Annotated in this window: 17 protein-coding genes; 8 read left to right on the top strand and 9 right to left on the bottom strand. The window is 75.2% G+C overall.

The features are described 5' to 3' along the window. The first annotated feature begins 27 nt into the window (after positions 1–27). The 5 genes from EKG83_RS25185 (at position 28) to EKG83_RS25165 (ending at position 3592) form a co-directional block, all read left to right on the top strand. On the top strand, positions 28–900 hold the full coding sequence (locus EKG83_RS25185) for a helix-turn-helix domain-containing protein (RefSeq protein ID WP_153278366.1): 873 nt from the start codon (positions 28–30) through the stop codon (positions 898–900). A 53-nt stretch (positions 901–953) separates the two neighbouring features. After that, entirely contained in the window at positions 954–1196 is a 243-nt protein-coding gene (locus EKG83_RS25180; RefSeq protein ID WP_033434253.1) for a hypothetical protein, read from the top strand. A gap of 74 nt (positions 1197–1270) precedes the next feature. Continuing rightward, on the top strand, positions 1271–2191 hold the full coding sequence (locus EKG83_RS25175; RefSeq protein ID WP_033434252.1) for a TIGR03564 family F420-dependent LLM class oxidoreductase: 921 nt from the start codon (positions 1271–1273) through the stop codon (positions 2189–2191). Further along, positions 2188–2979 (top strand): DUF1684 domain-containing protein, encoded by a 792-nt coding sequence (locus EKG83_RS25170; protein WP_033434251.1) that lies wholly within the window; start codon positions 2188–2190, stop codon positions 2977–2979. The genes EKG83_RS25175 and EKG83_RS25170 overlap by 4 nt, the downstream gene beginning before the upstream one ends. A 133-nt stretch (positions 2980–3112) precedes the next feature. Next, positions 3113–3592, top strand: coding sequence for a GAF domain-containing protein (locus EKG83_RS25165; protein WP_051766685.1), 480 nt, complete (start codon positions 3113–3115; stop codon positions 3590–3592). 15 nt (positions 3593–3607) lie between these two features. Here EKG83_RS25165 and EKG83_RS25160 read toward each other — a convergent pair whose 3' ends face one another. The 6 genes from EKG83_RS25160 to EKG83_RS25140 form a co-directional block, all read right to left on the bottom strand. Further along, a complete protein-coding gene (locus EKG83_RS25160; RefSeq protein WP_033434250.1) occupies positions 3608–5491 on the bottom strand; it encodes a prolyl oligopeptidase family serine peptidase in 1884 nt (627 codons plus the stop codon). Beyond that, positions 5484–6683: an MFS transporter gene (locus EKG83_RS25155; RefSeq protein ID WP_033434249.1), complete on the bottom strand. Its 1200-nt coding sequence runs from the start codon at positions 6681–6683 to the stop codon at positions 5484–5486. Before EKG83_RS25155 ends, EKG83_RS25160 begins: the two co-directional genes overlap by 8 nt. Before the next feature lie 70 nt (positions 6684–6753). Further along, positions 6754–6861 (bottom strand): noursin family copper-binding tricyclic lanthipeptide, encoded by a 108-nt coding sequence (gene norA, locus EKG83_RS47045; RefSeq protein ID WP_194282931.1) that lies wholly within the window; start codon positions 6859–6861, stop codon positions 6754–6756. A 7-nt stretch (positions 6862–6868) separates the two neighbouring features. Continuing rightward, on the bottom strand, positions 6869–9406 hold the full coding sequence (gene lanKC / locus EKG83_RS25150; RefSeq protein ID WP_051766684.1) for a class III lanthionine synthetase LanKC: 2538 nt from the start codon (positions 9404–9406) through the stop codon (positions 6869–6871). Between the two features lie 87 nt (positions 9407–9493). Next, a complete protein-coding gene (locus EKG83_RS25145; protein ID WP_153278365.1) occupies positions 9494–9976 on the bottom strand; it encodes a helix-turn-helix transcriptional regulator in 483 nt (160 codons plus the stop codon). Between the two features lie 496 nt (positions 9977–10472). Further along, positions 10473–12053: an ABC-F family ATP-binding cassette domain-containing protein gene (locus EKG83_RS25140; RefSeq protein ID WP_033434248.1), complete on the bottom strand. Its 1581-nt coding sequence runs from the start codon at positions 12051–12053 to the stop codon at positions 10473–10475. Positions 12054–12287: 234 nt separating this feature from the next. Between EKG83_RS25140 and EKG83_RS25135 the strand changes: the two genes are divergently transcribed. Next, positions 12288–12914 carry a VOC family protein gene (locus EKG83_RS25135; RefSeq protein WP_033434247.1) on the top strand — a complete coding sequence of 209 codons (627 nt, stop codon included), beginning with the start codon at positions 12288–12290 and terminating at the stop codon, positions 12912–12914. 289 nt (positions 12915–13203) lie between these two features. On the opposite strand, the gene EKG83_RS49130 is transcribed toward EKG83_RS25135, so the two are convergent. Continuing rightward, the gene (locus EKG83_RS49130) at positions 13204–13326 is read right to left on the bottom strand and encodes a hypothetical protein (RefSeq protein WP_265590284.1); all 123 of its coding nucleotides are present in this window, start codon (positions 13324–13326) and stop codon (positions 13204–13206) included. 98 nt (positions 13327–13424) lie between these two features. Here EKG83_RS49130 and fxsT point away from each other — a divergent pair, with 98 nt between their 5' ends. Then, on the top strand, positions 13425–15803 hold the full coding sequence (gene fxsT, locus EKG83_RS25130) for an FxSxx-COOH system tetratricopeptide repeat protein (RefSeq protein WP_084716971.1): 2379 nt from the start codon (positions 13425–13427) through the stop codon (positions 15801–15803). A 184-nt stretch (positions 15804–15987) separates the two neighbouring features. Next, complete coding sequence (locus EKG83_RS25125; RefSeq protein WP_033434246.1) at positions 15988–16833, top strand: DUF4082 domain-containing protein; 846 nt, start codon at positions 15988–15990, stop codon at positions 16831–16833. Positions 16834–16888: 55 nt separating this feature from the next. Here the strand turns inward: EKG83_RS25125 and EKG83_RS25120 are convergent, their stop codons facing one another. Together EKG83_RS25120 and EKG83_RS25115 are read right to left on the bottom strand one after the other, a co-directional pair. Next, on the bottom strand, positions 16889–21232 hold the full coding sequence (locus EKG83_RS25120) for a S8 family serine peptidase (protein WP_153278364.1): 4344 nt from the start codon (positions 21230–21232) through the stop codon (positions 16889–16891). Positions 21233–21456: 224 nt separating this feature from the next. Next, the gene (locus EKG83_RS25115) at positions 21457–22341 is read right to left on the bottom strand and encodes a TetR family transcriptional regulator (RefSeq protein WP_170191931.1); all 885 of its coding nucleotides are present in this window, start codon (positions 22339–22341) and stop codon (positions 21457–21459) included. Positions 22342–22421 lie beyond the last annotated feature (80 nt).

The raw sequence follows: 22421 nt of genomic DNA, 5'->3' as shown, positions 1-22421 counted from the left end.
CGACATTCGAGCACACCGGGAACGCCGATGAACAGCGACAACGCGGTCGAGAAGACCGTCGAGAACCCCTGGGCGCGGTTGACCACCGCCCGCAGCAGGGAATTGGGCGAGGAACTGCGCCGGATCCGCCGCCAAGCCGGGCTGGCCCTGCCGAGGGTCGCCAAGGGGCTGGGTTGGTCGGCGGGGAAGCTGAGCAAGTTGGAACTGGGCAGCCGGGGCACCAGCCTGTGGGAGATCGGCATCCTCATCGGCCGCTACGGCGTGGACAAGGCCGTCCGGGACCGCGTGCTGGCGTTGGCAGACCAGCGGGCGGACACCCACAACTTCCTGCGGCTGCACACCCCCTGCCCGGACGCCCTGACGGTGCTGACCCTCCACGAGGCCAACGCGGCCACCGTCACCGCCTACGAACCCCTCACCGTCCCGGCGTTGGGTCAGACCGAGGACTACGCCCGCGCCCTGACCGCCGACGAAGACCAGGTCGGCGCCCGAATGAAGCGGCAGCGGGTGCTGCACGCGGTCAACGGCCCGCGCGTGCTGCTCTACGTGCACGAGGCCGCGCTGCACATGGGCTTGGACGACCCGGTGGTCATGCGCGACCAGGCATTGCACCTGACGCTGATGTGCGGCTGGCCCGGCGTCACCGTGCGCCTGGTCCCCATGACCGCGGGGACGCGAACCAGGCTGCGGCACCCGGCGACCCTGATGACCTTCCCCGACCCGATCCGACCGGTCGCCTGCGCCGAGACCGACACCGCCACCGTCTTCCACGACGACCCCGAGATCGTGGCCGACTACCACCTCAAGATGTGGCGATTGGGCGTCCTGGCGCTCGGCCCGGACGAGTCGCACGAGCGGCTCGCCCGCTGGGCCGACCGCTACGACCGGGGAAGCCACTGATGTCCACGCACCCGGGAACGAGCCAGGCCACGGCCGCGAGGAACGGGATCACCATGGCTCACACCGTCAAGCTGAGAACCGCCAGGTTCGTCAGGATCACGCAGGCGGCAGGTTTCGGATCGCACTACGCCCTGGCCAGGGCCATGGGCCTCAACCGCTCCACCGTGACCCGGGTCGTCACCGGCTCACTGCAACCCGGCACCGCCTTCATCGCCGGCGCGCTGATCGCCCTCGCCCCGCTGTCCTTCGACGACCTGTTCCAGATCGTGGAGCAGCCCGCGTCGGTGAACAACTGACAGGGACCGCACCAGCGCTTTCCCAATCAGTGGGAGGTGGAATTCGGGCCCGGGGCACCGGGGTTGGCGCTGGTGTGGACATCGGAGTCGTGTTACCAACCGCCCCCGCCGGCGCCAACCTCGTCGACGACGTGGTCGCCCTGGCCCGGGAAGCCGCGGACTCGGGCCTGCGCTCGGCCTGGTTCGCCCAGCTCTTCAACTACGACGCGATCGCGCTGGCCGCGGTGGTCGGGCGGGAGGTGCCGGACCTCGCCGTGGGCACCTCCGTCGTGCCCGTCTACGGCAGGCACCCGCTCACCGTCGCGGCGGCCGCGCAGACCGCGCAGGCCGCCACGCACGGGCGGTTCACCCTGGGACTGGGGCTGGGGGCGAAGGCGTTCGTCGAACCGGTCTACGGGGTGTCGCACGAGCGGCCGGCCCGGCACCTGCGGGAGTTCCTGACCGCCCTGGGCGAGGTGCTGACCACCGGCAACACCGACTTCGCCGGCGAGACGCTGACCGCCCGCACCCCGCTCCCCGCGAGCCTGCCCGGCGCCAGCCCGACCCCGGTGCTGGTCGCGGCCATGGCGCCGCGGGCGCTGCGGGTGGCCGCGGAGCTGGCCGACGGGATCCTGCCGTACCTGGCCGGGCCGCGTGCGCTGGGCGAGCACATCGTGCCCGCCCTGCACCAGGCGGACAGGCGGCACCGCGTGGTGGCGGCCGTCCCGGTGGTGGTGACCGACGACGTGGCGGCCGCCCGCGCCGCGGCCGCGGAGCAGTTCGCGTTCTACAACACGATTCCCTCCTACCAACGGGTGATCGGGCTCAGCGGTGTCGACGAGGCCGCCGACCTGGTCGTGATCGGCGACGAGGACGCGGTGGCCGCGGAACTCCGCCGCTACCTGGACGCGGGGGCCACCGAGCTGGTGGCGACGCAGACCGACCTCCTCGGGGAGCGGGACCGGCTGCGGACCTGGACGCTCCTCGGGGAACTGGCGAAAGAGGTGTCCGAGTGACGAGCACGGTGGGGTTCACCGACGAGTGGCGGAGCTGGAAGGAGGAGCGGGAGCGGAACCTGGCCGACCCGTACGGCTGGCTGGCGCTGGTCTCCCTGGACTGGCTGGAGGACCGGCCCCGCGGCTACGCCGGGCTGCCCGGCCTGTGGTGGCAGGACGAGGAGGCGGCCTACCTCGACCCCCAAGGCGCCGACCTCGTGCACGACGGCGCCCCGGTCACCGGGGTGCGCCGGTTCGAGCTGGTCAACAGCGGTGCGGGCACCCGGGTGACCGCCGGTGACGTGGAGATCGAGGTGGCCCGCCGCGGCGGTTACCTGATCCGGGTGCACGACCCGGAGGCGCCGGTGCTGCGGGAGTTCCGCGGCGTCCCCGCCTACGACCCGAGCCCGGAGTGGGTGCTGACCGGCACGTTCGAGCCCTTCGACGAGCCGCGGCCCACCACCGTCGGCGCCGTGGTCGAGGGGCTCAGCCACGTCTACACCGCGCCCGGCGTGGTGCGGTTCCGGCACGGCGGCGTCGAGCACGCGCTGACCGCGTTCAACGGCACCGGCGGCGGGCTGAGCATCCTGTTCACCGACGCCACCAGCGGGGTGACCACCTACCCGGCGAACCGGTCGCTGGCCGTGCCCGCGCCCGACGCGGACGGCCGCGTGGTGCTCGACTTCAACCGAGCGGTGAACCTGCCGTGCGCCTTCACCGACTACGCCACGTGCCCGCTGCCGCCCGAGGGCAACCGGCTGCCCTTCGCCGTGGAGGCGGGGGAGCGGACGCCGCACGAGAGGTCCTGACGCCCCGATCACGGCTGGTGCGGCGGCCGTTCATCCGGATTCGCGTACCACCGATAGAGGTAGCCGATGGGCCCGGTTCGCATCACCCGAACAGTGCGTAGAAGGCGAACCGGGCGGCCTCTACGGTGTTCGGGTGAGCGACGTGTCGGGGGAACTCGAACGGGCGACCTCCGTGGAACAGGTCAACCAGGTGCTGCGGACCGCCGCCCGCAGGGCCCTGCGCGCACACGGCGCCACGGTCGTGCTCCTCGACGGCGAGCAGTGCTACTACGCGGACGAGGACTCGATGAGCCCCCTGTGGAAGGGCCAGCGCTTCCCGGCCGCCTCCTGCATCAGCGGATGGGCGATGCTGCACCGCGAGACCGTCGTGATCCCGGACATCCTGGTGGACGAGCGCATCCCGCAGGCCGCCTACCGCCCGACGTTCGTGCGCAGCCTGCTGATGGCGCCGATCCTGCACCCCGACGCGATCGGCGCCATCGGCGCGTACTGGGCGGTCGGCCACCTCGCGACGCCCGCCGAGGTCGCCGCGCTGGAAGCGCTCGCGGCGCAGGCGGGTGCCGCCTTCGACCGCTTCCCCGAGGGCATCCCGGCGCGCGGCATCTTCGGCTGACCGGGCGCCCCGGGCTCACAACCCCAGTTCCTCCGCGAAGAACGCCAGGTGCTCGGCCTCCCGCCGGGCCACGTCCGCGGGCGCGGTCTCCGCCAGGTGCCCGCCCGGCCGCACCCGCAGCAGCACCGGGTGCCCGGAGGAACTGCCCTGCCGCAGCCGCGCGGCCATCTTGCGGCCGTGCCACGGCGGGCAGGTCGGGTTCGCCTCGCCGCAGTCCAGCAGCACCGCCGGGTAGGGCGTGCCGTCGTGCACCAGGTGGTAGGGCGAGAAGGTCCGCAGCACCGCCGCGTCCGCCGGGTCCCGCGGGTCGCCCAGGTCGAGGGTCACCACGTCGGCCAGGGTCGCCGCGTCCCGCCGGCAGTTGAGCAGGTCGAGCAGCGGCATCACGGCGACGCAGGCGCGGAACAGCCGCGGTCGCTGCACCACCGCCACCGCGGCGGTCAGCGCGCCGAGCGAGAAGCCGAACACGCCCAGTTGCCCCGGTGTCGTCCACCCCCGCTCGACGAGGTCCGCCGCGACGCGGTAGAGGTCGTCGAAGGTGGTCTGCTTGGTGCGCCGCCGCGCCGCGCGCCACCAGTCCGCGCCGTACTCGCCGCCGCCCCGCAGGTGGGCGTGCACGTAGACGCCGCCCAGCTCCACCCACGCCGCGGGCAGGGCGGAGAGGTACGCGGGCAGCCAGGCGATGTTGAGCGCCCCGTAGGCGCCGATGACCAGCGGCCGCGGGCCGTCGGGCTCGCCCTTGCACACCACCTTGTACGGCACGCCGTCGGCGACGCCGCACCGCACCACCGCGCCCTCGACCGACGCGCGCGGCGCGGTGACCCGCCGCGGTCGTGCGGCGCCGGCGGTGTAGTGGTAGGTGGCGGGCGACCGGGTCAGCGAGGAGAACGAGAACGTGCACCCGCCCGCGGTCGGGGTCACCACGGCGTCGTCGCGCCCCGGTCCCGCCCACACCATGCCCCGGTCCGGCAGCGGCACCTCGCCCAGCGCGGTGCCGTCCGGCGCGATCCGCCGCAGCCGGCTCGCCCCGTCGGCGTGCCCGGCGAGCACCAGCTCGGACCCGAGGCCGGTCACCGAGAACAGCACGCCGTCGCCCTCGGGCACCAGCTCGCGCCACGGCCCGGGGCCGGGCAGCGGGACCGCCACCACCCGGCCGTCGGGCGCGCCCTCGTCGGTGACCGCGACGAACTCGTCGCCCACCACCGCGCCCCGGAAGTGCCCGGTGGCGCCGGGCAGGAACGGCGCCCAGCCCGGACCGGACCGCAGGTCGAGCACGTGGTGCGGTCGTTCCGCGCTGTGCGCGAGGACCCACCGGCCGTCCGGCGAGACCGTCACCCACCGGGTGACCGGGGTGGCCGGCAGCTCCTGCCGCTCGACCACCGGCCCGGGCAGCCGCACCAGGTGGGTGGTCGAGCAGGCGCCCCCGTTGACCACGCAGAACAGCCCGGTGCCGGCGGGCAGCCAGGTCACCCGGTGCACGCCGTCGTCGGGCAGCCCGTCGACCAGGACCTCGCCGGAGTCCACGTCCACCACCCGGAACGACCCGGGCACGCCCCAGGCCAGCAGCCGCCCGTCGGGCGACGGCCGCCAGTGCGGCACCGCGACCCCCTCCCGGTCGGTCAGGTCGACCAGCACCCGGCCCGGGCCGTCGGGGGTCGCGGCGACCTCCAGCACCGGGTTGCGGGCCCCGTCGGGCACCCGCTCGCGGAACCACCGCTCCCCGTACCGCTCCGGCGGCCGGTAGGTCAGCGCGGGCACGGCGAAGCGGGAGGCCGTGGCCAGCGCGCGCGACCAGGCCGGGCTGCCGCGCAGGTGCGCGGCAGCCGCCCGGCTCTCGGTCTGCTGCCACGCCAGCACCTCGACCGTGTCCTCCTCCAACCACCGGAACGCGTCAACCACCGGGACCTCCTGGTGTCCGAACGGAACGCAGCCGCGGGTGCAGCGCGGCGGCGACGCCCACCGCGGCCAGGGGCGCCGCCAGCACCAGCAGCGCGACGCCCACGTCGAGGTGGTCCAGCAGCAGCCCGGCGGCCGGCGGGCCGAGCGGGGTCGCGCACATGCCGAGCAGGGTCACGGCCGCCTGCGTGCGGCCCTGGAGCGCGTCGGGGGTGCGCCCGATGCGGACCGCCGCCAGCACGGCGTCGGCGGACGGGCCGACCAGGCAGCCCGCGGTGAGCGCGGCGGCGAGCACCACCAGGGTCGGCGACAGCGAGGTGGCGGCCAGCAGCGCGGCCGGGACCCAGCACGTGACCAGGACCGCCGCGCGCGGCGAGAGGCGGCGGCTCACCCCGGTGGCGACCAGCGCGCCCACCAGCGAACCCGCCCCGGTCACGGCGTACACCAGGCCGATCGACAGGCTGGAGCCCTGCTGGCGCAGGCCGATCGCCACCAGCAGCAGCGGGACCGCGCTGAACACGGCGTTGTGCACCGCGGTGACGGTCGTGATGCCGCGCAGCACGCCGTCGCGCCACAGGAGCACCAGGCCCGTGGCCAGGCCGCTCGGCCCGGAGCGGGGCGGGGCGGGCAGCGGGGTCCGGATCGCCGCGGCGCAGGCGGCGGCGACGAGCAGCGCGCCCGCGGCGACCCAGAACGGCAGCTCGGGCGAGACCCCGAACAGACCGCCGGCCAGCACCGGGCCGACCAGCGCGGCGGCCGCCAGCCGCGCCGTGTTGGCCGCCAGCGCGGTCGGCAGCCGCGCGGCGGGGACGAGGTGGGGCAGCGCGGCCACGCCGGCGGAGTTGAACGCGCCGGACAGCGCACCGCTCAGCGCGGTCAGCAGCAGCACCAGGGGGATTCCCGCACCGCCGCCGTGGACGGCGAAGGCGAGCAGCCCGGTGCAGGCCGCGCTGCCGCCGGCGCAGCGCACGAGCACCGCGTGGCGGTCGTACCGGTCGGCCACCCGGCCGCCGGGCAGCGCGGTCAGCGCCGCCGCCGCGAGCACGGCGAAGCCCACCAGCCCGGCCGCCGACGCGGACCCGGTGGTGCGCAGCACCAGCAGCGGCAGCGCCACCGCCGCCGAGAGCCCGCCGGTGGCGGCGAGGACCTGGGCGGACCAGAGCAGGCGGAAGTCCCGGTTGTCGAGCAGTCGCATCGGGCACCTGCCTTCCGCCGGCGCCGGCCGGTGGGGGTTGGTGGCCGCCCACCGGCCGGGTGCCGATCGCTCAGCCGAGGCACAGGGTGCTGTGCAGCGCCGTGCTCAGGACGTTGCTCGGGTTGCGGGCCTCCACCTGAGGCGTCTCCAGGGTCTGGAGCTCCAGGACTGCGGTCATGGTCGGTTCACCTCCTCCCGGTCTCGACGAAGGGCAGCAGTTCCCCCGGCCGGTCCTCGAACACGACCCGCAGGGCGAGCAGCACACCCGCCGCGCCCGTGGCCAGGTCCGCGGACAGCCGGAAGAGTTGTTCACCCGGGAAGGCGGGGTGCCCCCGGTAGGACTGCGCGTGCCGGGACAGCGCCCGCAGGTGGGCGCGCACGGCCGGGTCCTCCGGGGGTGGGCCGTCGGCGGTCAGCGCCGCGCAGGCCAGCTGACCGGCGTGCCCGGTGAACAGGCCGGGGAACAGCGCCGACTCGGCGCGGCAGGTGCGCCGGGCCCGCTCGTGCGCGAGCACCAGGTCCTCCTCCCGGCGCACCGCGAGGAACCGCCGCAGCACCAGGTCGATCCCGGCGGTGCCGATGCCGACGTAGGGCAGCAGCCGGTGCGCCGAGGCGACGTTCAGCGTGTCCCGCGGTCCCACCACGCAGTGCGCCAGGTCGGCGCGCAGGGCCGTCGCGGCGAGGTCGAGGAAGGCGTTGTCGGCGTTGTCGCGGTGGCAGCGCAGGAAGAACAGCGCCGCGCCGGACGCGCCGTGCAGCAGGCCGGCGGCGGAGGGCCGGTCGGGCCCGGCGGTGCCCGACTCCAGCCACTCGGCCAGCCGGTCGGCGATCACGGCGGCCCGGTCGCGCAGCCCGCGGTCGCCGGTGACGGCGGCGAAGTGCAGCAGGTTCAGGCCCATCCCGGCCAGGCCGCCGTGCAAGCCCCTGGTCGCGACCCGGCGCCCCACGTCGACGGCCCGGTCCAGTGTGGACAGCGCCTCCTGCCGGTACCCGAGGCGGTCCAGCGCGTAGGCGATGCCGTGCAGGCCGTTGTAGAACCCCGCCCTGGGCACGTCCCAGCGCGGCAGCGCGCGGAGCAGCCAGTCGACGTGCTCCGGGTCGACCGGGGCGCCGGCGGTGTGCAGGGCCAGCAGCACCCCGGCCGCGCCGTGGGCCAGGTCCAGCCCGCCCGTGCGGAACTGCTCGACGTCGCCGGGGAACAGCCGGTCGTCGCGGTCCGGGGTGGCGGTCGCGGTGATCCCGGCCGCGATCGCGTCGCGCAGGCCCGGCCAGTCCGCGGCCTTCGGGTCGGCGGGCAGCGGGCGTTCGGCGGCGGGGGTCGGCTCGTGGCGCAGGCCGCGCCGGACCTCGGCGGTGAAACCCTCCGGGACGCCGAACCGCGCGGTCGTCTCGGCCAGGAACAGCTCGACCTTGCCCGGGTCGCGGGCGCACAGCACCGGTGCCGAGGGCCAGAACAGCCACAGCGCCACGTTGGCCAGCCCGTGCTCGTCGACGGCGGTCCCGGTGCAGCCCGGCGGCGCGGCGAACCCCGCCGCGCCGAGCGGTGGCCGCCTCGCCTCGTCGACCGGCATGGCCAGCTCCAGGTCCACCAGGGCGACCCGGCCGTCGGGGCGGACGATCACGTTGGCGGGCTGGACGTCGCCCACCACCACGCCGTGCTCGTGCAGCACGTGCAGGGCGTCGCCGACCTGCTTGACCAGTTGCACCGCCCACGCGGCGTACCCGGCGACCTCCTCGGGGTCGGGGTCCGGCGCGGCCAGCGGGTAGCGGTCGCCCACGCAGCGCGGCAGCGGGTCGCCCTCGACGTGCTCCTGCACCAGGAAGTGGTGCTCCCAGCAGGTGAACGTGCCGAGCGCACGGGGCACCAGGCCGAGCCCGGCCAGCTTCACCAACGTGTCGTGCTCGCGGTGCAGCCGGGTGACCGCGTCCACGTCGTCCTCGTCCAGGCCGGCGTGCGGCCGGGCCTCCTTGAGCACGACCCGCCGCCCGGTGACCGGCTCGTCGGCCAGGTACACGCCGCCCGCGTTGGAGAAGTGCAGCGGCCGCAGCACGCGGTAGGGGAACTCGCCCGCGTCGCGGCGGGCGATCGCCTCGGCCAGGAACGGCGGGACGGGGGCCCACCCGGGCACCCGGAACACCGGGACGCGGTCGTCGGGCACCGGGCGGCCGGCCGGGTCGGTCAGCGCGGGCACCGGGTCGCCGGCGTCGTCGAGGAAGTACCGGGGGCTGAAGGCGCCGTAGCGCAGGTACACCGGCCCCCGGCGCCACCGCAGGTCGCTCAGGACGTAGGGGCCCGGCTGCCCGGCCAGCGCGGCGTCCAGTTCGGACACGGTGCGTTCGAGCCGGTCGGCCGGCGGGTAGACGACGCAGAACTTGCCGCTGGAGGCGCGGTCGGCGTACTTGGACCCGGCCAGTTGCAGCGCCAGGCGGCTGCGCAGGAACTTGAACGTCAGGCCGTGGCGGAAGCAGTGCCCGGCGACGACGGACAGGACGTGCTCGGCGTTGCCGGGGACGGCCGAGACGTGCACCTTCCACCCCTGCTCGGGCACCGCGGCGTGCTCGGGCGTGAACGAGACCCACAGCCGCTCCCGGAGCCTCCGCCACCCGGGCCGTTCCCGATCGGCCAGGGGGAACCGCGCGGCCGAGTCGTCCCAGCGCTCGGTGGAGTCGTAGAAGTCCGGGTCGGCCAGGCAGTGCTCGAGGTAGACGGTGGCCAGGTCCATCGGCTCTCACGCCCTTCCCTCGGTGGTGGTCCGGGGACGACTGTGCCCCGGCCGGGAAGGGATTCGTAGTCGGGAATTCTGGGGACTTCACGTCCCGTTCTGCTCCAGCAGGTGGTGCACGTAGGCGCGGCGGGCCAGCCGCGCCAGGTGCGTGGGCGTGTCGATGGTGAACTTCTTCCGGATGCGCTGGAGGTAGGTCTCCACGGTGGCCACGCTGACGCCCATCCGGTTGGCGGTCTGGGCGTGCGTGAAACCGGCCGCCACGTACCGCAGCACGTCGGCTTCCCGGGGGGTGAGCGTGGGGGTGCCGGGTTCCGCGCGGCAGTCGGCGATCAGCGCGGCGATGGCGGGTGCCAGGTAGGGCCTGCCGTCGGCCACCCGGTGCACCGCCTCGCACAGCGCCTGCTCGCTGGCGTCGGTGGTGAGGTAGCCGTCCGCGCCCGCGTCGAGCAGGACCATGGTGGCCGACAGCGCCAGCGAGTCCGACACCAGCACCAGGCGGCACCGGCCGGCCAGGTGGTGGATCCGCAGCAGCAGCCGCAGGTTGTCCAGCGAGTGGATGCCGATCACCAGCACGTCGTAGATCGGGGTGTCGTCAACTTCGGGGACATCCGGTAAGCAGCGGGCCGCGCTGATGCCGGGCGCGTTCTGCAGGACGCGGATCAGGCCCTGCCGGACCAGCGGCCGGTCCTCGACCACGGCGACGAACAGGTCATGGTGGACATCGCTGGCACAATCCACGGCTGCCTCCCAGGTCGAGGAACCCTTGCAGGGATCTTTTCGAAATGGTCCGGCCTTCGTTACGCATCGTGTCCGCCGGGCGTGGAATCCACCCGTTCGGCCGCCGCTAAATCGAGAAAATTTCGCGATATCCGAGGGCGACAAGTACGCAGGGTGGGTATTTTCGATCGAACTCCAATGAATTTTCCCGAGCGGGTGACGGCGGGAAATGGGACTGTCGGTGAGCGGTCGGTCGCTTTGGGCGAAACTACTTTTACCCGGGAGTCGGGCGAAATGACCGCCCCGGCGTGCCGGGGCGGGGCCGGCGCGCCCCACCCCGGCACCGTCACAGGGCCAGCCGCGGCCAGGACGCCGTGTCGCGCGAGAGCTGCCGGTCGTGCGTGGCGACCACCACCGCGGCCGGCGTGGACCCGAGCGCGGCGGTCAGCTCGTCGACCAGCGCGGCCGACAGGTGGTTGGTCGGCTCGTCGAGCAGCAGCACGTGCGGGCGGTCGGCCAGCACGAGCGCCAGGTCCAGCCGCCGCCGGGCGCCGACCGACAGCTCGGCCACCGGCCGGTGCGCGTCGTACCGGTCCAGCAGGCCCAGCTCGTCCAGCCCGGGACCCGCGACGCGCCCGCCGTAGACCTCCGCGGCGGTGCGCCCGCCCGGCGGCGGCCCGGACTCCTGCCCCAACCGCCCGACGCGCACCGAAGGGGCGCGCCCGACCGCGCCCGTGCCGGGTTCGAGGGCGCCCGCCAGCACGGCCAGCAGCGTCGACTTGCCCGCGCCGTTGGGCCCGGTGACCACCAGCCGGTCCCCGGAGGCCAGCGCCACGTCGACCGGCCGCGCCAGCCTGCCCGCCACGGTCACCCCGTCGGCCCGCAGCAGGGTCGCGCCGGGGCGCGCGGGCAGCTCCGGCATGGTGAACCGGGCCGGCGGCGGCGGGACCGCCACCACGTGCGCGGCCAGCTCCTCCTGCCGCCGGTGCACCGACCGCACCAGCCCGGGTGCGCGCGTGGCGCGGGTGTGCCTGCCGTGCCCCTTGTCCGGCCGCCAGTTGTCGCGCAGCCGGTTCCGCGCCGCGGACAGGTCGTCGGCCAGCCGCTGCCGCTCGGCGACCTGCTCGGCGTGCAGCGCCTCCCAGCGGGCCCGCTCGGCCCGACGGCCCTCGACGTAGCCGGCGTACCCGCCGCCGTACACCCGCGGCCGCCCGTCGGCGGACGGGTCGAGGTCGACCACCGAGGTGGCCACGTCGGCCAGCAGCGCCCGGTCGTGGCTGACCAGCACGACCACGCCCGGGTGGGCGCGCAGCCGCTCGGTGAGGTGGGCCAGGCCGCCCGCGTCGAGGTGGTTGGTCGGCTCGTCGAGCAGCAGCACGGGGTGCCCGGCGCCGAGCAGGCACGCCAGCCGCACCCGGTGGCGCTGCCCGACCGAGAGGGTGCCCAGCGGGCGGGCCCGGTCGGCGACGGCGCCCAGCGCCGCCAGCGAGACCTCGACCCGCCGGTCGGCGTCCCACGCGTCCAGGGCCTCGGCCTCCGCGAGCGCGGCGGCGTAGGCGTCGTCGGCGTCGGGACGCCCCTCGGCGAGCGCCCGGCCGGCGTCGTCCAACCGGGTCAGGGCGGAGCGCACGGCGGCCAGTTCGAGGTCGACCAGGTCGCCGACGGTGGCCGAGGCGCCGAGCGGGATCTGCTGGTCGGCCACGCCGACCGGGCCGGTGCGGCGCACCTGGCCGCGGTCGGCGGGCAGGTCGCCGGCGAGCACCCGGAGCAGGGTGGTCTTGCCGCGGCCGTTCTCGCCGACCAGGGCGACCCGGTCGCCCGCGGCGGCGACGAGGTCGACCCCGGCGAGCACGGGCCGGCCGCCGAAGGAGAGGTGGACGCCGCGGGCGCTGACGTGCGCCGCGCGCACGGGAGCGGTGGTGGTCATGGGGGGAGTGCCTCCGGTGGGAAGTGATGCGCGGGAAGGACGAAGGCCGGTACCGCGGTGCGGGGTACCGGTGGAGGCGTCGTCCCTCAGAGGAAGAACAGCTGCTGCATCACGGGCGCCAGGGTAGGGCGGGCTCCGGCGCGGCGCACCCGAATTGTGGTCGGGCCGGCCCGCGCCGGGATCGGTCAGGAATCGAGAAGCGCAGGTCACCGTGCCGCGCCTAGCGTTTCCCCCATGACCTCCACCGAAGCCACGACCTCGATCGACACCGTCACCCTCGGGGCGACCGACCCCGCGGCCGCCGAGCGCTTCTACGCCGACGCCTTCGGCCTGGGCCCCCTCCTGCGGGTGCGGGCGTCGCAGGAACCGACCACCGGCTTCCGCGGCTACACCCTGTCGCTCACCACGTCCCAGCCGGCCGACGTCGACGTCCTGGTCGACGCCGCCCTCGCCGCCGGGGCCACCTCGCTCAAGCCCGCCGCCAGGTCGCTCTGGGGTTACGGCGGCGCCGTGCAGGCCCCGGACGGGGCGATCTGGACGATCGCGAGCTCGAAGAAGAAGGACACCGGCCCCGCCACCGGGCGGGTCGACGACGTCGTGCTCCTGCTGGGCGTCGCCGACGTGGTCGCGAGCAAGCGGTTCTACGTCGAGCGGGGCTTCGCCGTGGGGAAGAGCTTCGGCCGCATGTACGTGGAGTTCGCGAGCGCGCCGGGTGCGGTCAAGCTGGCGCTGTACCGGCGTCGCGCCCTGGCCAAGAACGCCGGCGTCTCCCCGGAGGGCACGGGGTCGCACCGGATCGCGATCGGCGGCGCCGGGTCGTTCACCGACCCCGACGGGTTCGCCTGGGAGGCGGGGGAGTGAGCCGAGGCGGGTGATGTCGAGGTGGTTGCGCGGCCGGAGGCGACGTTGTAGGTGCGGTGGTCGAGCAGGTCCGCGAGCCGCAGTCCCGGCAGCAGGCGGCGCGGCGGTTGGGGATCGACCCGCCGTGTCCTGCGCGGCGAAGGCGGCGCGCGCGAAAGCCTTCGGAGCGGTCGGTCCTCCAGTGGAGGGGGCGGCAGTGGTCGCACTTCTCCCGGTGCGGCAGACCGGCGAAGCAGCCCTGCATGGTCACGGTCCGGTCGGCCGGCCGCACGAACACCGAGCGGTTGAGCTACCGGTCCAGGCCGTCCGTCTTGTCGGCCATGCAGTCGCCCAGGTCGGCGCCGCGCGTCCTCGTCGTCGGGGTCGCCTTCGAGGCCGCCGAAGGCGACGACCGGGGTTCACGAGCGTGCACCGGACGGACCTCCCACCTCAGCGTGGTGGTGGGCGTGCTGGAGGTACCACGTCGGTTGAGCGCTCTCCGCAGATCGCGGGGTTGGAATACTCGGCTCCATGCGGTCGGGGAGCGAGGGGACGCCGGAGAGGGGCAACACGGTCCTCGGCCCGGTGGCGGCACCCCTGGTGCAGGCGCACACCATCCAAGGAGGTGTGCACCACCACACCACGGCCCGCCGCCCCGTCGACCTCCCCTACCGCGCCGGCGTGGTGCCGCCGAGGGCGGGCGCGTTCCAGCGGCGCGCGGCCGCGCCGGAGCCGATCGGTGCCGGAGGCCCCGAGCCCGTCGTGCGGGTGCTGACCGGCCTGGGCGGGGTGGGCAAGACGCAACTGGCGGTGGACCACGCGGAACGCCTCTGGGACGCGGGCGCGGTCGACCTGCTGGTGTGGGTCACGGCGGGCTCGCGCGACGCCGTCGTGTCGGACTACGCCCGGGTGGCCGCGGACCTGACCGGCGTCGAGGACCCCGACTCGGAGCTGGGTGCGCGGCGGTTGCTGGAGTGGCTGGCCCGCACGCGGGCGCGGTGGCTGGTGGTCCTCGACGACGTGCGCCGCCCCGGCGACCTCGACGGGTTGTGGCCGCCCGCGGCCCCGACCGGCCGGGTGCTGGTGACGACCCGGCGCCAGGACGCGGCGATGCGCGGGCACCGCAGGCAGGTCGTCGAGGTCGGGGTGTTCGCCCCGCGGGAGGCCGGGACGTACCTGCGGGTCGCCCTGGCCGACCAGCCGCACCTGCTCGACGGCGCCGACGGGCTGGCGGCGGAGCTCGGCTACCTCCCGCTGGCGCTGGCCCAGGCCGCCGCGTACCTGCTCGACCGCGGTCTGCCCTGCTCGGCCTACCGCTCCCGGCTGGCCGACCGCCGGCGCCTGGCGGCGCTGCTGCCCGACGGCGGGGCGCTGCCGGACGGGCACCGGGCGACGGTGACCGCCACCTGGGCGCTGTCGGTCGAGCAGGCGAACGACCTCGCACCCCGCGGGCTGGCCGAACCGCTGCTGGAGGCGGCGTCCGTGCTCGACGCCAACGGCATACCGGCCGACGTGCTCGCGTCCACCGCCGTGGTGCGATGGCTGTCGCTCGTCACCGGCCGCGACGTCACCGCGGAGGACGCCCGCGACGCGCTCGGCTGCCTGCGCCGGCTGAGCCTGGTGACCCTCGACCCCGGCGCGCCGCACCGGGCGGTGCGGGTGCACGCGCTGGTCCAGCGCGCCACCCGCGACAACACGCCCGAGGACCGGCTGGGGGCCGTCGCGCGCGTCGTGGCCGAGGCACTGGTGGAGGTCTGGCCGGTCGTCGAGCGCGACGGCCTGCTCTCGCAGGTGCTGCGGGCCAACACCGAGGCGCTCGACCGCGCCGCGGGCGAGCACCTGTGGCGCGACGACGCCCACCGCGTCCTGTTCCGCGCGGGGCGCAGCCTCGGCAACGGCGGCCTGGCCGTCCAGGCCCGCGACTGGTACCGGCGCCTGCGCGACGCCGCGACCTCGCACCTCGGGCCCGACCACCGCGCCGTGCTCAACGCGGGCCACAACCACGCGTTGTGGCGCAGTGAGGCCGGGGACCCCGTCGGGGCGATGGCGGAGTTCGAAGCGCTCCGCGTCGACCAGGAGCGCGTCCTGGGCGCGGACCACCCCGACACGCTGGTCACCCGGCACAACCTCGCCGCGCTCCAGGCCGAGTCCGGGCACCCGCACCAGGCGTTGCGCGAGTTCGAGGCGCTGCTCGCCGACCAGACCCGACTGCTCGGCCCCGACCACCCCGACACCCTGGGCACGCACGGCGACCTGGCGTCCTGGTACGGCGAGGTGGGGGACCCGGTGGGCGCGGTGACCGGGCTCGAAGCGGTCCTGCGGGACAAGACCCGGGTCCTGGGCGCCGACCACCTCGACACCCTGGCCACCCGCAGCGGCCTGGCCCGCTGGCGCCGGGAGGCGGGGGACGTCGAGGGCGCGGTGGCCGACCTCGAAGCCGTGCTGGCGGGCAGGCTGCGCGTGCTCGGCCCCGACCACCCTGCGACCCTCGCCACCCGGGGGACCCTCGCGCGGTGGCACCGCCCCCGCGAGACCGCCGCCGACGCCGTCGTCGAACTGGAGACCGTGCTGGCCGACCACCTGCGGGCGCTGGGGCCGGAGCACTCCTACACCCTCACCGCCCGGCACAACCTCGCCACGTGGCGGGGCAAGTCCGGTGACGTCGCCGGAGCCGTCGACGAACTGGCGGCCGTGCTGGCCGACGACATCCGCGTGCTGGGCGCCGACCACCCCGACACCCTGCTCACCCGCGCCAACCTCGCCCACTGGCGCGGGGAGGCCGGCGACGCCGCCGCGGCGGTCGCGGACCTGGAGGGGGTGCTGGCCGACCGGCTCCGGGTGCTGGGGTCGAACCACCCCGACGTCCTGGTCACCCGGAGCAACCTGGCCCTGTGGCGGAGCCGGACGTGAGGGGGAGCCGCGGTCCGGCGGTCCCGCCGGAGGAACGGCGGCCGGACCAACGGCGCAAGCGGTTGACCGGTTCCGGGGCACCCGCTGCGCCAAAAGGCTTGTCCGGCAACGGTTCCGGTAGCGGGGCGGGTGAGAGGCGTGATCTCACCCCGGGGCGCGACGCGCGCGCCACGAGAGGGGAACCATGTTCCGACCACGAGCACTGCTCGTCCTCCTGACCGCGACCTCGCTGGTGGTCACCGCCGCGCCTGCCGTCGCGGAGCCGCTGTCGGCCGATCCCGTGGCGGTCATCCGGACGCCGACGCCCAACCTCCTCATCTCGCCCGGCACCACGGTGATGGTCACCGGCACCTCGTCGACCGAACCGGGCGTGCGGGTGGAGGTGTCCACCGACGGCGGCACCGGGTGGGTGACCGCCTCGGGCACGCCGAGCGGGTGGTTCCACGACTTCACGCCCACCACCACGGGGTCCCACCCGGTGCTGGCCCGCGCGGTCGTGGACGGCACGGCGGGGCCCGCCGCCTCGGTGGTCGTGCAGGTGGGCGGGCCGACGCTGCCCCCGCCCCCGGTCAGCTGCGAGTGCGTGTTCGACATGGTCGACAAGCCCCTGGCCGCCCACACCGACGACCAGCCGGTGGAACTGGGGCTGGGCATGGGGGTCGACCGGGACGGCTACCTCACCGGTGCGGCGATCCGGCGCGGTGCCTACACCGGTGACCTGGTCCTGCGCGTCTACACCCCGACCGGGAACCTGTTCACGCAGGTCGCGGTGCCGCCGGGCACGGGCGTCCAGCGGGTGCGCCTCACCGCGCCCCTGGCGCTCCTGCGGTGGCAATCATTCGTGATCACCTACTACAGCCCGGCCGGTGGCTACGCCGCGTCCCCCGACTACTTCACCGGGCTGCTGGCGCAGTCGCCGTTCCGGGCCGGGTACTCCTACTACCGCTACGGCGTGGGTGGTGGCTACCCGACGGAGACCTACCGGAACACCAACTACTGGATCATGCCCACCTTCAGCCTCACGCGGTGAACCGGTCGTGACGGGGTCGGGCGGCCGGGGCGCACCCCGGCCGCCCGACGCGCCCTCAGCCGACGTGGTCGGGGCGGTGTGTCACCCGGATCGCGTTGACGATCGGGTCGCCGACCCGTCTGGCCAGTCGCAGGTTGAGCTGTCCGTCGGTCACTTCCGCGTATACCGTCCGGTGCAGGGCGGTGAAGCTGCCGGCGGCCAGGGCGACGTCCACCGCGGGCAGTACCACCCGGTCCTCGGCCAGTACGTCGAAGACCCTGGTGTCGGGTCGGGTCCGGCGCAGTTCGGCGAACTCCAAGTCCACCGCGTACCAGCCGTTGGGGACGTTGTCGAAGCGGTACTCGTAGGCGTTCTCGCGTTGGTCGCGGTAGAGCTGTTGCTCGTCGGTGCCCGAGATGGGCATGGCCGTGCGGACCACCCGGGAACGCCGGTTGTCCAGGTACCCGAAGCCGCCGGCGGTGTAGGCCCGGTCGGCCTGCCAGGTGTCGCCGAGGGCGTCGACGCGGGCCGTGCCGCCCGCGTTGACCCCCGCCTGGTAGCCGGGGACGACCAGCCGCACCCGGACCGCCCGCACCGGTTCCCGGCCGCTGTTGCTGGTGAACACCAGGGTCGCGCCGTACTGGCCCGGTGCCAGGCCGGTGGTGTCGACCCGCACCTCCACGTCCTGCGCCCCGCCGACGCCGATCCGCCCCGAGCCCGGCTCGGCCCGCAGCCACGGCACGTCGGTGAAGTCCGGCGCGTCGCTCTCGACCAGGTACGCGGTCGACGGGCTGCCCTGGGACACCGCCCACAGGTTGCCGAACGGGTCGGTGTCCAGCCCGGCCCCGGTGAACGGGACCTGGTCGGGCGGCGCGATGGTCCGCAGGGTCTGGCAGGTGTCGGGGTCGATGCCGTAGATGGTGTCGGTCTGGGTGTTGGTGGCCACCCAGAGCATCGTGAACGCGCTGTTCCAGGCCAGGCCCGAGATCCCCCGGTCGGCGGGGGAGCAGCGGCCGACCACCGCGCCGCGGTCGGGGTGGGACAGGCCCTTGACGTGGTAGATCACGCCCTCGTTCCAGCCGCCGACGTAGAACGTGTCGTCGTCGGGGCGGTAGGCCAGCCCGCGCTGCGAGGTCGCCGTCCACGGCAGCGGGCCGGCGATGCGCTCGACGTCCTCGCCCGTGGCCGGGTTCCAGCAGTGGATGCCGTTGTCACCGCCGACGGCGACCTGGCACACCAGGTCGCGCCCCGGCACGTGCGCCGCGTCGGCGGGCCAGTCGGCCCACGGCGCGGACCACGTCACGCCCGGGACGCCCTGACCGGTGAAGTACCGGTTGGCGCGCCCCGACCCGTCGGAGATCCAGGCGCCGTCGCGGGCGGCCACGCCCCAGCCGAGCCCGACGCCGGTGGTCGGCCACGACCGGATCACCCGGCCCGCGGTCGCGGTGCCGACGTCGGGCCGGTCCGTGACGACCCCGGCGCTCGTCCGGGCGGAGGGGTCGGCGACCTGCCGCACCGAGGCGGCCTGCCGGGTGGCCTCGCCGCCCGCCTCCCGGACCTCCCACGTCGCCTCGGCGCTGCCGGTGTTGCCCAGTCGCACGGTGCGCCGCCTGCTCTCGCCCTGCGGCACCACGAGGTCCAGCGTCGCGGGCTCGGCCTGCAACGCGGCCGTGCGCAGCTCGAAGTCCCGCTCGACCACGCGGTCCGGTTCGGACAGCCGCACGTCGGCCCCGGCGGTCTCGTAGTGCTCCCGCGCGGCGCTGAGCCGCACGTCGCCGACCCGGGCGCGCAGCTGGTAGTAGCCGTCCCGGTCGGTGCGGACGACCAGGTCGGGACGCCCCTCCCGCACCGCGGTGACCTCGGCGTCCGCGACCGGGCCGCGGTCGCCGGCGTCGAGCACCCGGCCGCGGACCAGGCCGGTGCCGGGCACGCTGAAGGTGATCTCCACGTCGTCGCGCAGGACCGGCTGCCCGTGGGCGTACTCCAGGGCGTCGGTGCCGGTCTCGTCCTCCACGCCGACGGTCGCCGAGGCGCCCGCCTCCACCGGCTGGTCGCCGATGCCTCGGTAGCGCAGCGAGATCGGGCCGTGCTCGCGCAGCACCACCTGGAAGCTGACCCGGACGGTTTCGGGTGCGCCGACGAACCGCACGTCGCGCCACTCGACGACGAACTCCCGCCGCCCGGGTTCGCCGGTGGTCGCGGTGCGCACCGACGCGCCGCCGTCCACGACCAGGTCGTCCCACAGCGCGTAGACGGCCGCGTTGGGCTCGCCGGTGGCGGGCAGCGGCGTGTTGAGGTAGACGGGCGAGGTCGTGGTGAAGCTGAGGAAGCCGTTGGTGCTCACGTTGACCCGGCGGTAGGACTGGTCGTACAGGTTCACCGGGAACGGCAGGTCGACGGGCGTCGACGCGTCGTCGCCCTGGAGTTGCAGCGTGGTGCCCGTGTCGGTCCACGAGGAGGCGCCGGTGGCGCACACGTGGCCGTGGGCGTCGCCCTTGACCGGCAGGGTGAAGTCGACCCGCTCGTCGCCGTCGACCTCGACGCGCAGCCGCTGCGGCAGCAGGCACCGCCCGCCCGCCGCGGTCAGGTCGTACTGCCCGGTCGGCACGTCGGCGACCCGGTAGCGGCCCTCGGCGTCGGTGCGCACCGGCGGCAGCGGCGCGTCCACCGCGGTGACCTCGCTGTCGGCGACCGGTGCGCCGCCGGCGTCGCGCACCTGCCCGGAGACGGTGTGGCGCGGCGCGGCGGCCAGGTCGAAGTCCGCGGTGGCGGTGGTGTCCTCGGTGATGGTGACGCGGGCGGAGACGGTGAGGTAGCCGAACGCGCCCGCGGTGACGGTGTGCTCGCCGACCGGCAGGTTGGGCAGCGCGTAGGTGCCGTCGGCGGCGGTCCTGGTGGTGCGGACCGCGCCGTCGTCGACCCGGACCTCCACGTCGGCCAGCGGCAGGCCGCCCGAGCGGACGGTGCCGGCGGCGTGGCCGACCGGTCCGCGCGGTGCGCGGGTGACGGCCGCGAACGCGTCCAGCCTGCCGCGGCCCCACACGTTGTTGTCGGAACCGGTGCCGCCGCAGGTGCCGTCGGCGGTGGCGACCGCCGAGCCGTCCAGCAGCTCCCGCGTCTGCGCCACCTGGCGGCGGGTGTGCGGCGAGGCCGACCACACCAGCGCGATCGCGCCGGTCACGTGCGGCGCCGCCATCGAGGTGCCGCTGTAGGAGGCGTAACCGCCCGGCACGCTGGAGCGCACGTCGTCGCCGGGTGCCACGATGTCCGGCTTGGCGCCGCCGTCGACCGCGCTCGGCCCGCGGCTGGAGTACCAGGCGATGCCGTTGTCCGCTGTGGACGCGCCCACGGCGTAGGAGGCCGGGTAGTCGCCGGGCGAGCCGACCGTGCCACAGCCCGCGCTGCCGTTGTTGCCCGCGGAGAACACCGGGAAGATGCCCGCCGCCACCCAGGTCGACACGATGTCGCGGTAGAACGGGTCGTTCGGGCTGCCGCCCCAGGAGTTGTTCACCACGTCGGGCGCCAGGTCCGGGCGCGGGTTGTGCCCGGCGGCGTCGGTCGGCGCGACCATCCACTGGCCGGAGGCCAGCAGCGCGGAGGTGGAGCAGCTGTCGGTCTCGCAGCCCTTGGCGGCGATCCACCGCGCGCCCGGCGCGACACCGGTCTTGTTGTCACCGCCGTCGTCGCCGAGGACCGTGCCCAGGACGTGCGTGCCGTGGCCGACGTTGTCGCACGGCGCGCCGGACGGGTTGCCGCACACGTGCGACGGGTCGAACCAGTTGTAGTCGTGGTCGGGCGCGCCGACCCGGGCGCCGCGGTACTGGCGGGCGATCGCGGGGTGGTCGAACTGCGCGCCGGTGTCGATGGTGCCGACGACGATCCCCTCGCCGCGGGTGTTGTAGGTCTGCCAGACCTCCGGGGCCCGCACCCGCTCGACGTTCCACTCGACGGCCTGCGTTCGCGGGCCGTCCTCCCGGTGCACGGGGGTGGCCAGGTGGTACTCGCGGTCGGGCAGGACCTCGGCCACGTCCGGGTGCGCGGCCAGGTCGAGCAGCAGCCGCTTGTCGCCGGTCACCCGGATGGCGTTGGTGATCCAGTAGGGGGTGAAGGGCGCCTTGCGCGCGGTCAGCACCTCGCGCAGGGCCGCCTGGGAGTGCTCGGCGTGCGCGCGCTTCGCCTCGTACACGCGGCGCACGCGCTCGGTGCGGTCGGTGGCGTCGAGTCCGGCGTGGAGGTCCGCGCCGGACTTGAGGCGGACGAAGAAGGTCGAGGTCCCGGACAGCTCGGTCCGCGCCAGCACGGCGGGGTCGACCGCGGCGGTGCCCGCCGGGGCGGCCGCGGCGCCGGGGGCGGGTACCGCGGCGACCAGCCCGAGCACGGCGCAGGCGGCGACCGCGCGGGCTGTCTTCGAGAGCAGCATGAATGGAGGTCCTCACTGGGGATTTCGCGGAACAACGCCGGCCCGCGGGGGAGTGGTGGAAAATGGCTGGGGTTCCGTGCTCCCAGACTACAAACTCCGGCCCCATTCCTGGTCACCGCAAATATCCACGAATACGCACGCGGACGAAACCCCGAATTCACACGCGGTAACGAAAGAGGGGAGGGGCGGATTTGTGAATAACGGGTCCGAGTGAAGGGGTCCGCTCAGTCGCGCAGGTGCGTGCTCGAAGCGGTGTCGAGCAGTTGCCGCGCGAGGTCGGACAGCGCACGGGCCGCGGCCAGCTCGCCGGGCGCACCCGGCGCCACGTCCTCGCCGGGTGCCGACCCGGTGCCGACCAGGTGCTCGTCGTCCCCGGTGCGCAGCCGGGCCCGCGCCGTCGTGCCCCGGTCCTGCTCGTCGATGGTCACGTCCACCAGCCACCGCCTGGTCGGCGCCCCCGGCGACCGCCCGACCTGGCGCGGCAGCAGGGCGGCGTGCGCGGAGCCCCGGTGCTCGGGCGGCACCAGGTCGCCCAGGCGGTGGCGCCACTCGGCGGTCATCCGGTCCAGCGGGCTGCCCCCGCCGGCGCCGACCGCGCCGAGGGCCTGCGCGCCGGCGAGCGCGGCGGTGATGGCGTCGGCCTCCTCGCGCACCCGCGTCCCCGGCCGCACCTCGCCGGCCGCGACGGCCCGCGCCAGCAGGTCGCGCACCACCACCACCAGCCCGCCCAGGTGCACGCCCGCCAGCAGGTCGAACAGCTCGCTGGTGAACAGCAGCCGCACCCCGACCCGCACCGCGGGCGCCCGGTCGGCCAGGGCGCACATCCGGCAGGTCACCTCGATCAGCGCGGCCAGCGGTCCCGCGCCCGACGCCTCGACCCGCGCCCGCACCTCGTGCCAGTAGCGGAAGTACTCCTCGGCCACGGCCACGGCCAGCGCCTGCTTCGACGGGAAGTGCCGGTAGAGCGCGCCCTTGGTGACCGAGACGCGCCGGCAGACCGACTCCAGGGAGGTGGCGTCGTACCCGTCGCGGTCGAACAGCTCGATGGCCGCCTCGACGAGCCGGTCGCGGGTGGAGTGCCCTTTGCCGTCGCCACTCACAGTACGCACCTCCACCACTGAACGTAACGAGACTGGGGGAGCGCGTCAACCGCAAGAGGGCTCCTACCACCACAAACGCGGCGCACGTG

This window comes from Saccharothrix syringae (assembly GCF_009498035.1).
Taxonomy (GTDB): domain Bacteria; phylum Actinomycetota; class Actinomycetes; order Mycobacteriales; family Pseudonocardiaceae; genus Actinosynnema; species Actinosynnema syringae.
This window is presented reverse-complemented; position numbering and strand designations above follow the sequence as displayed.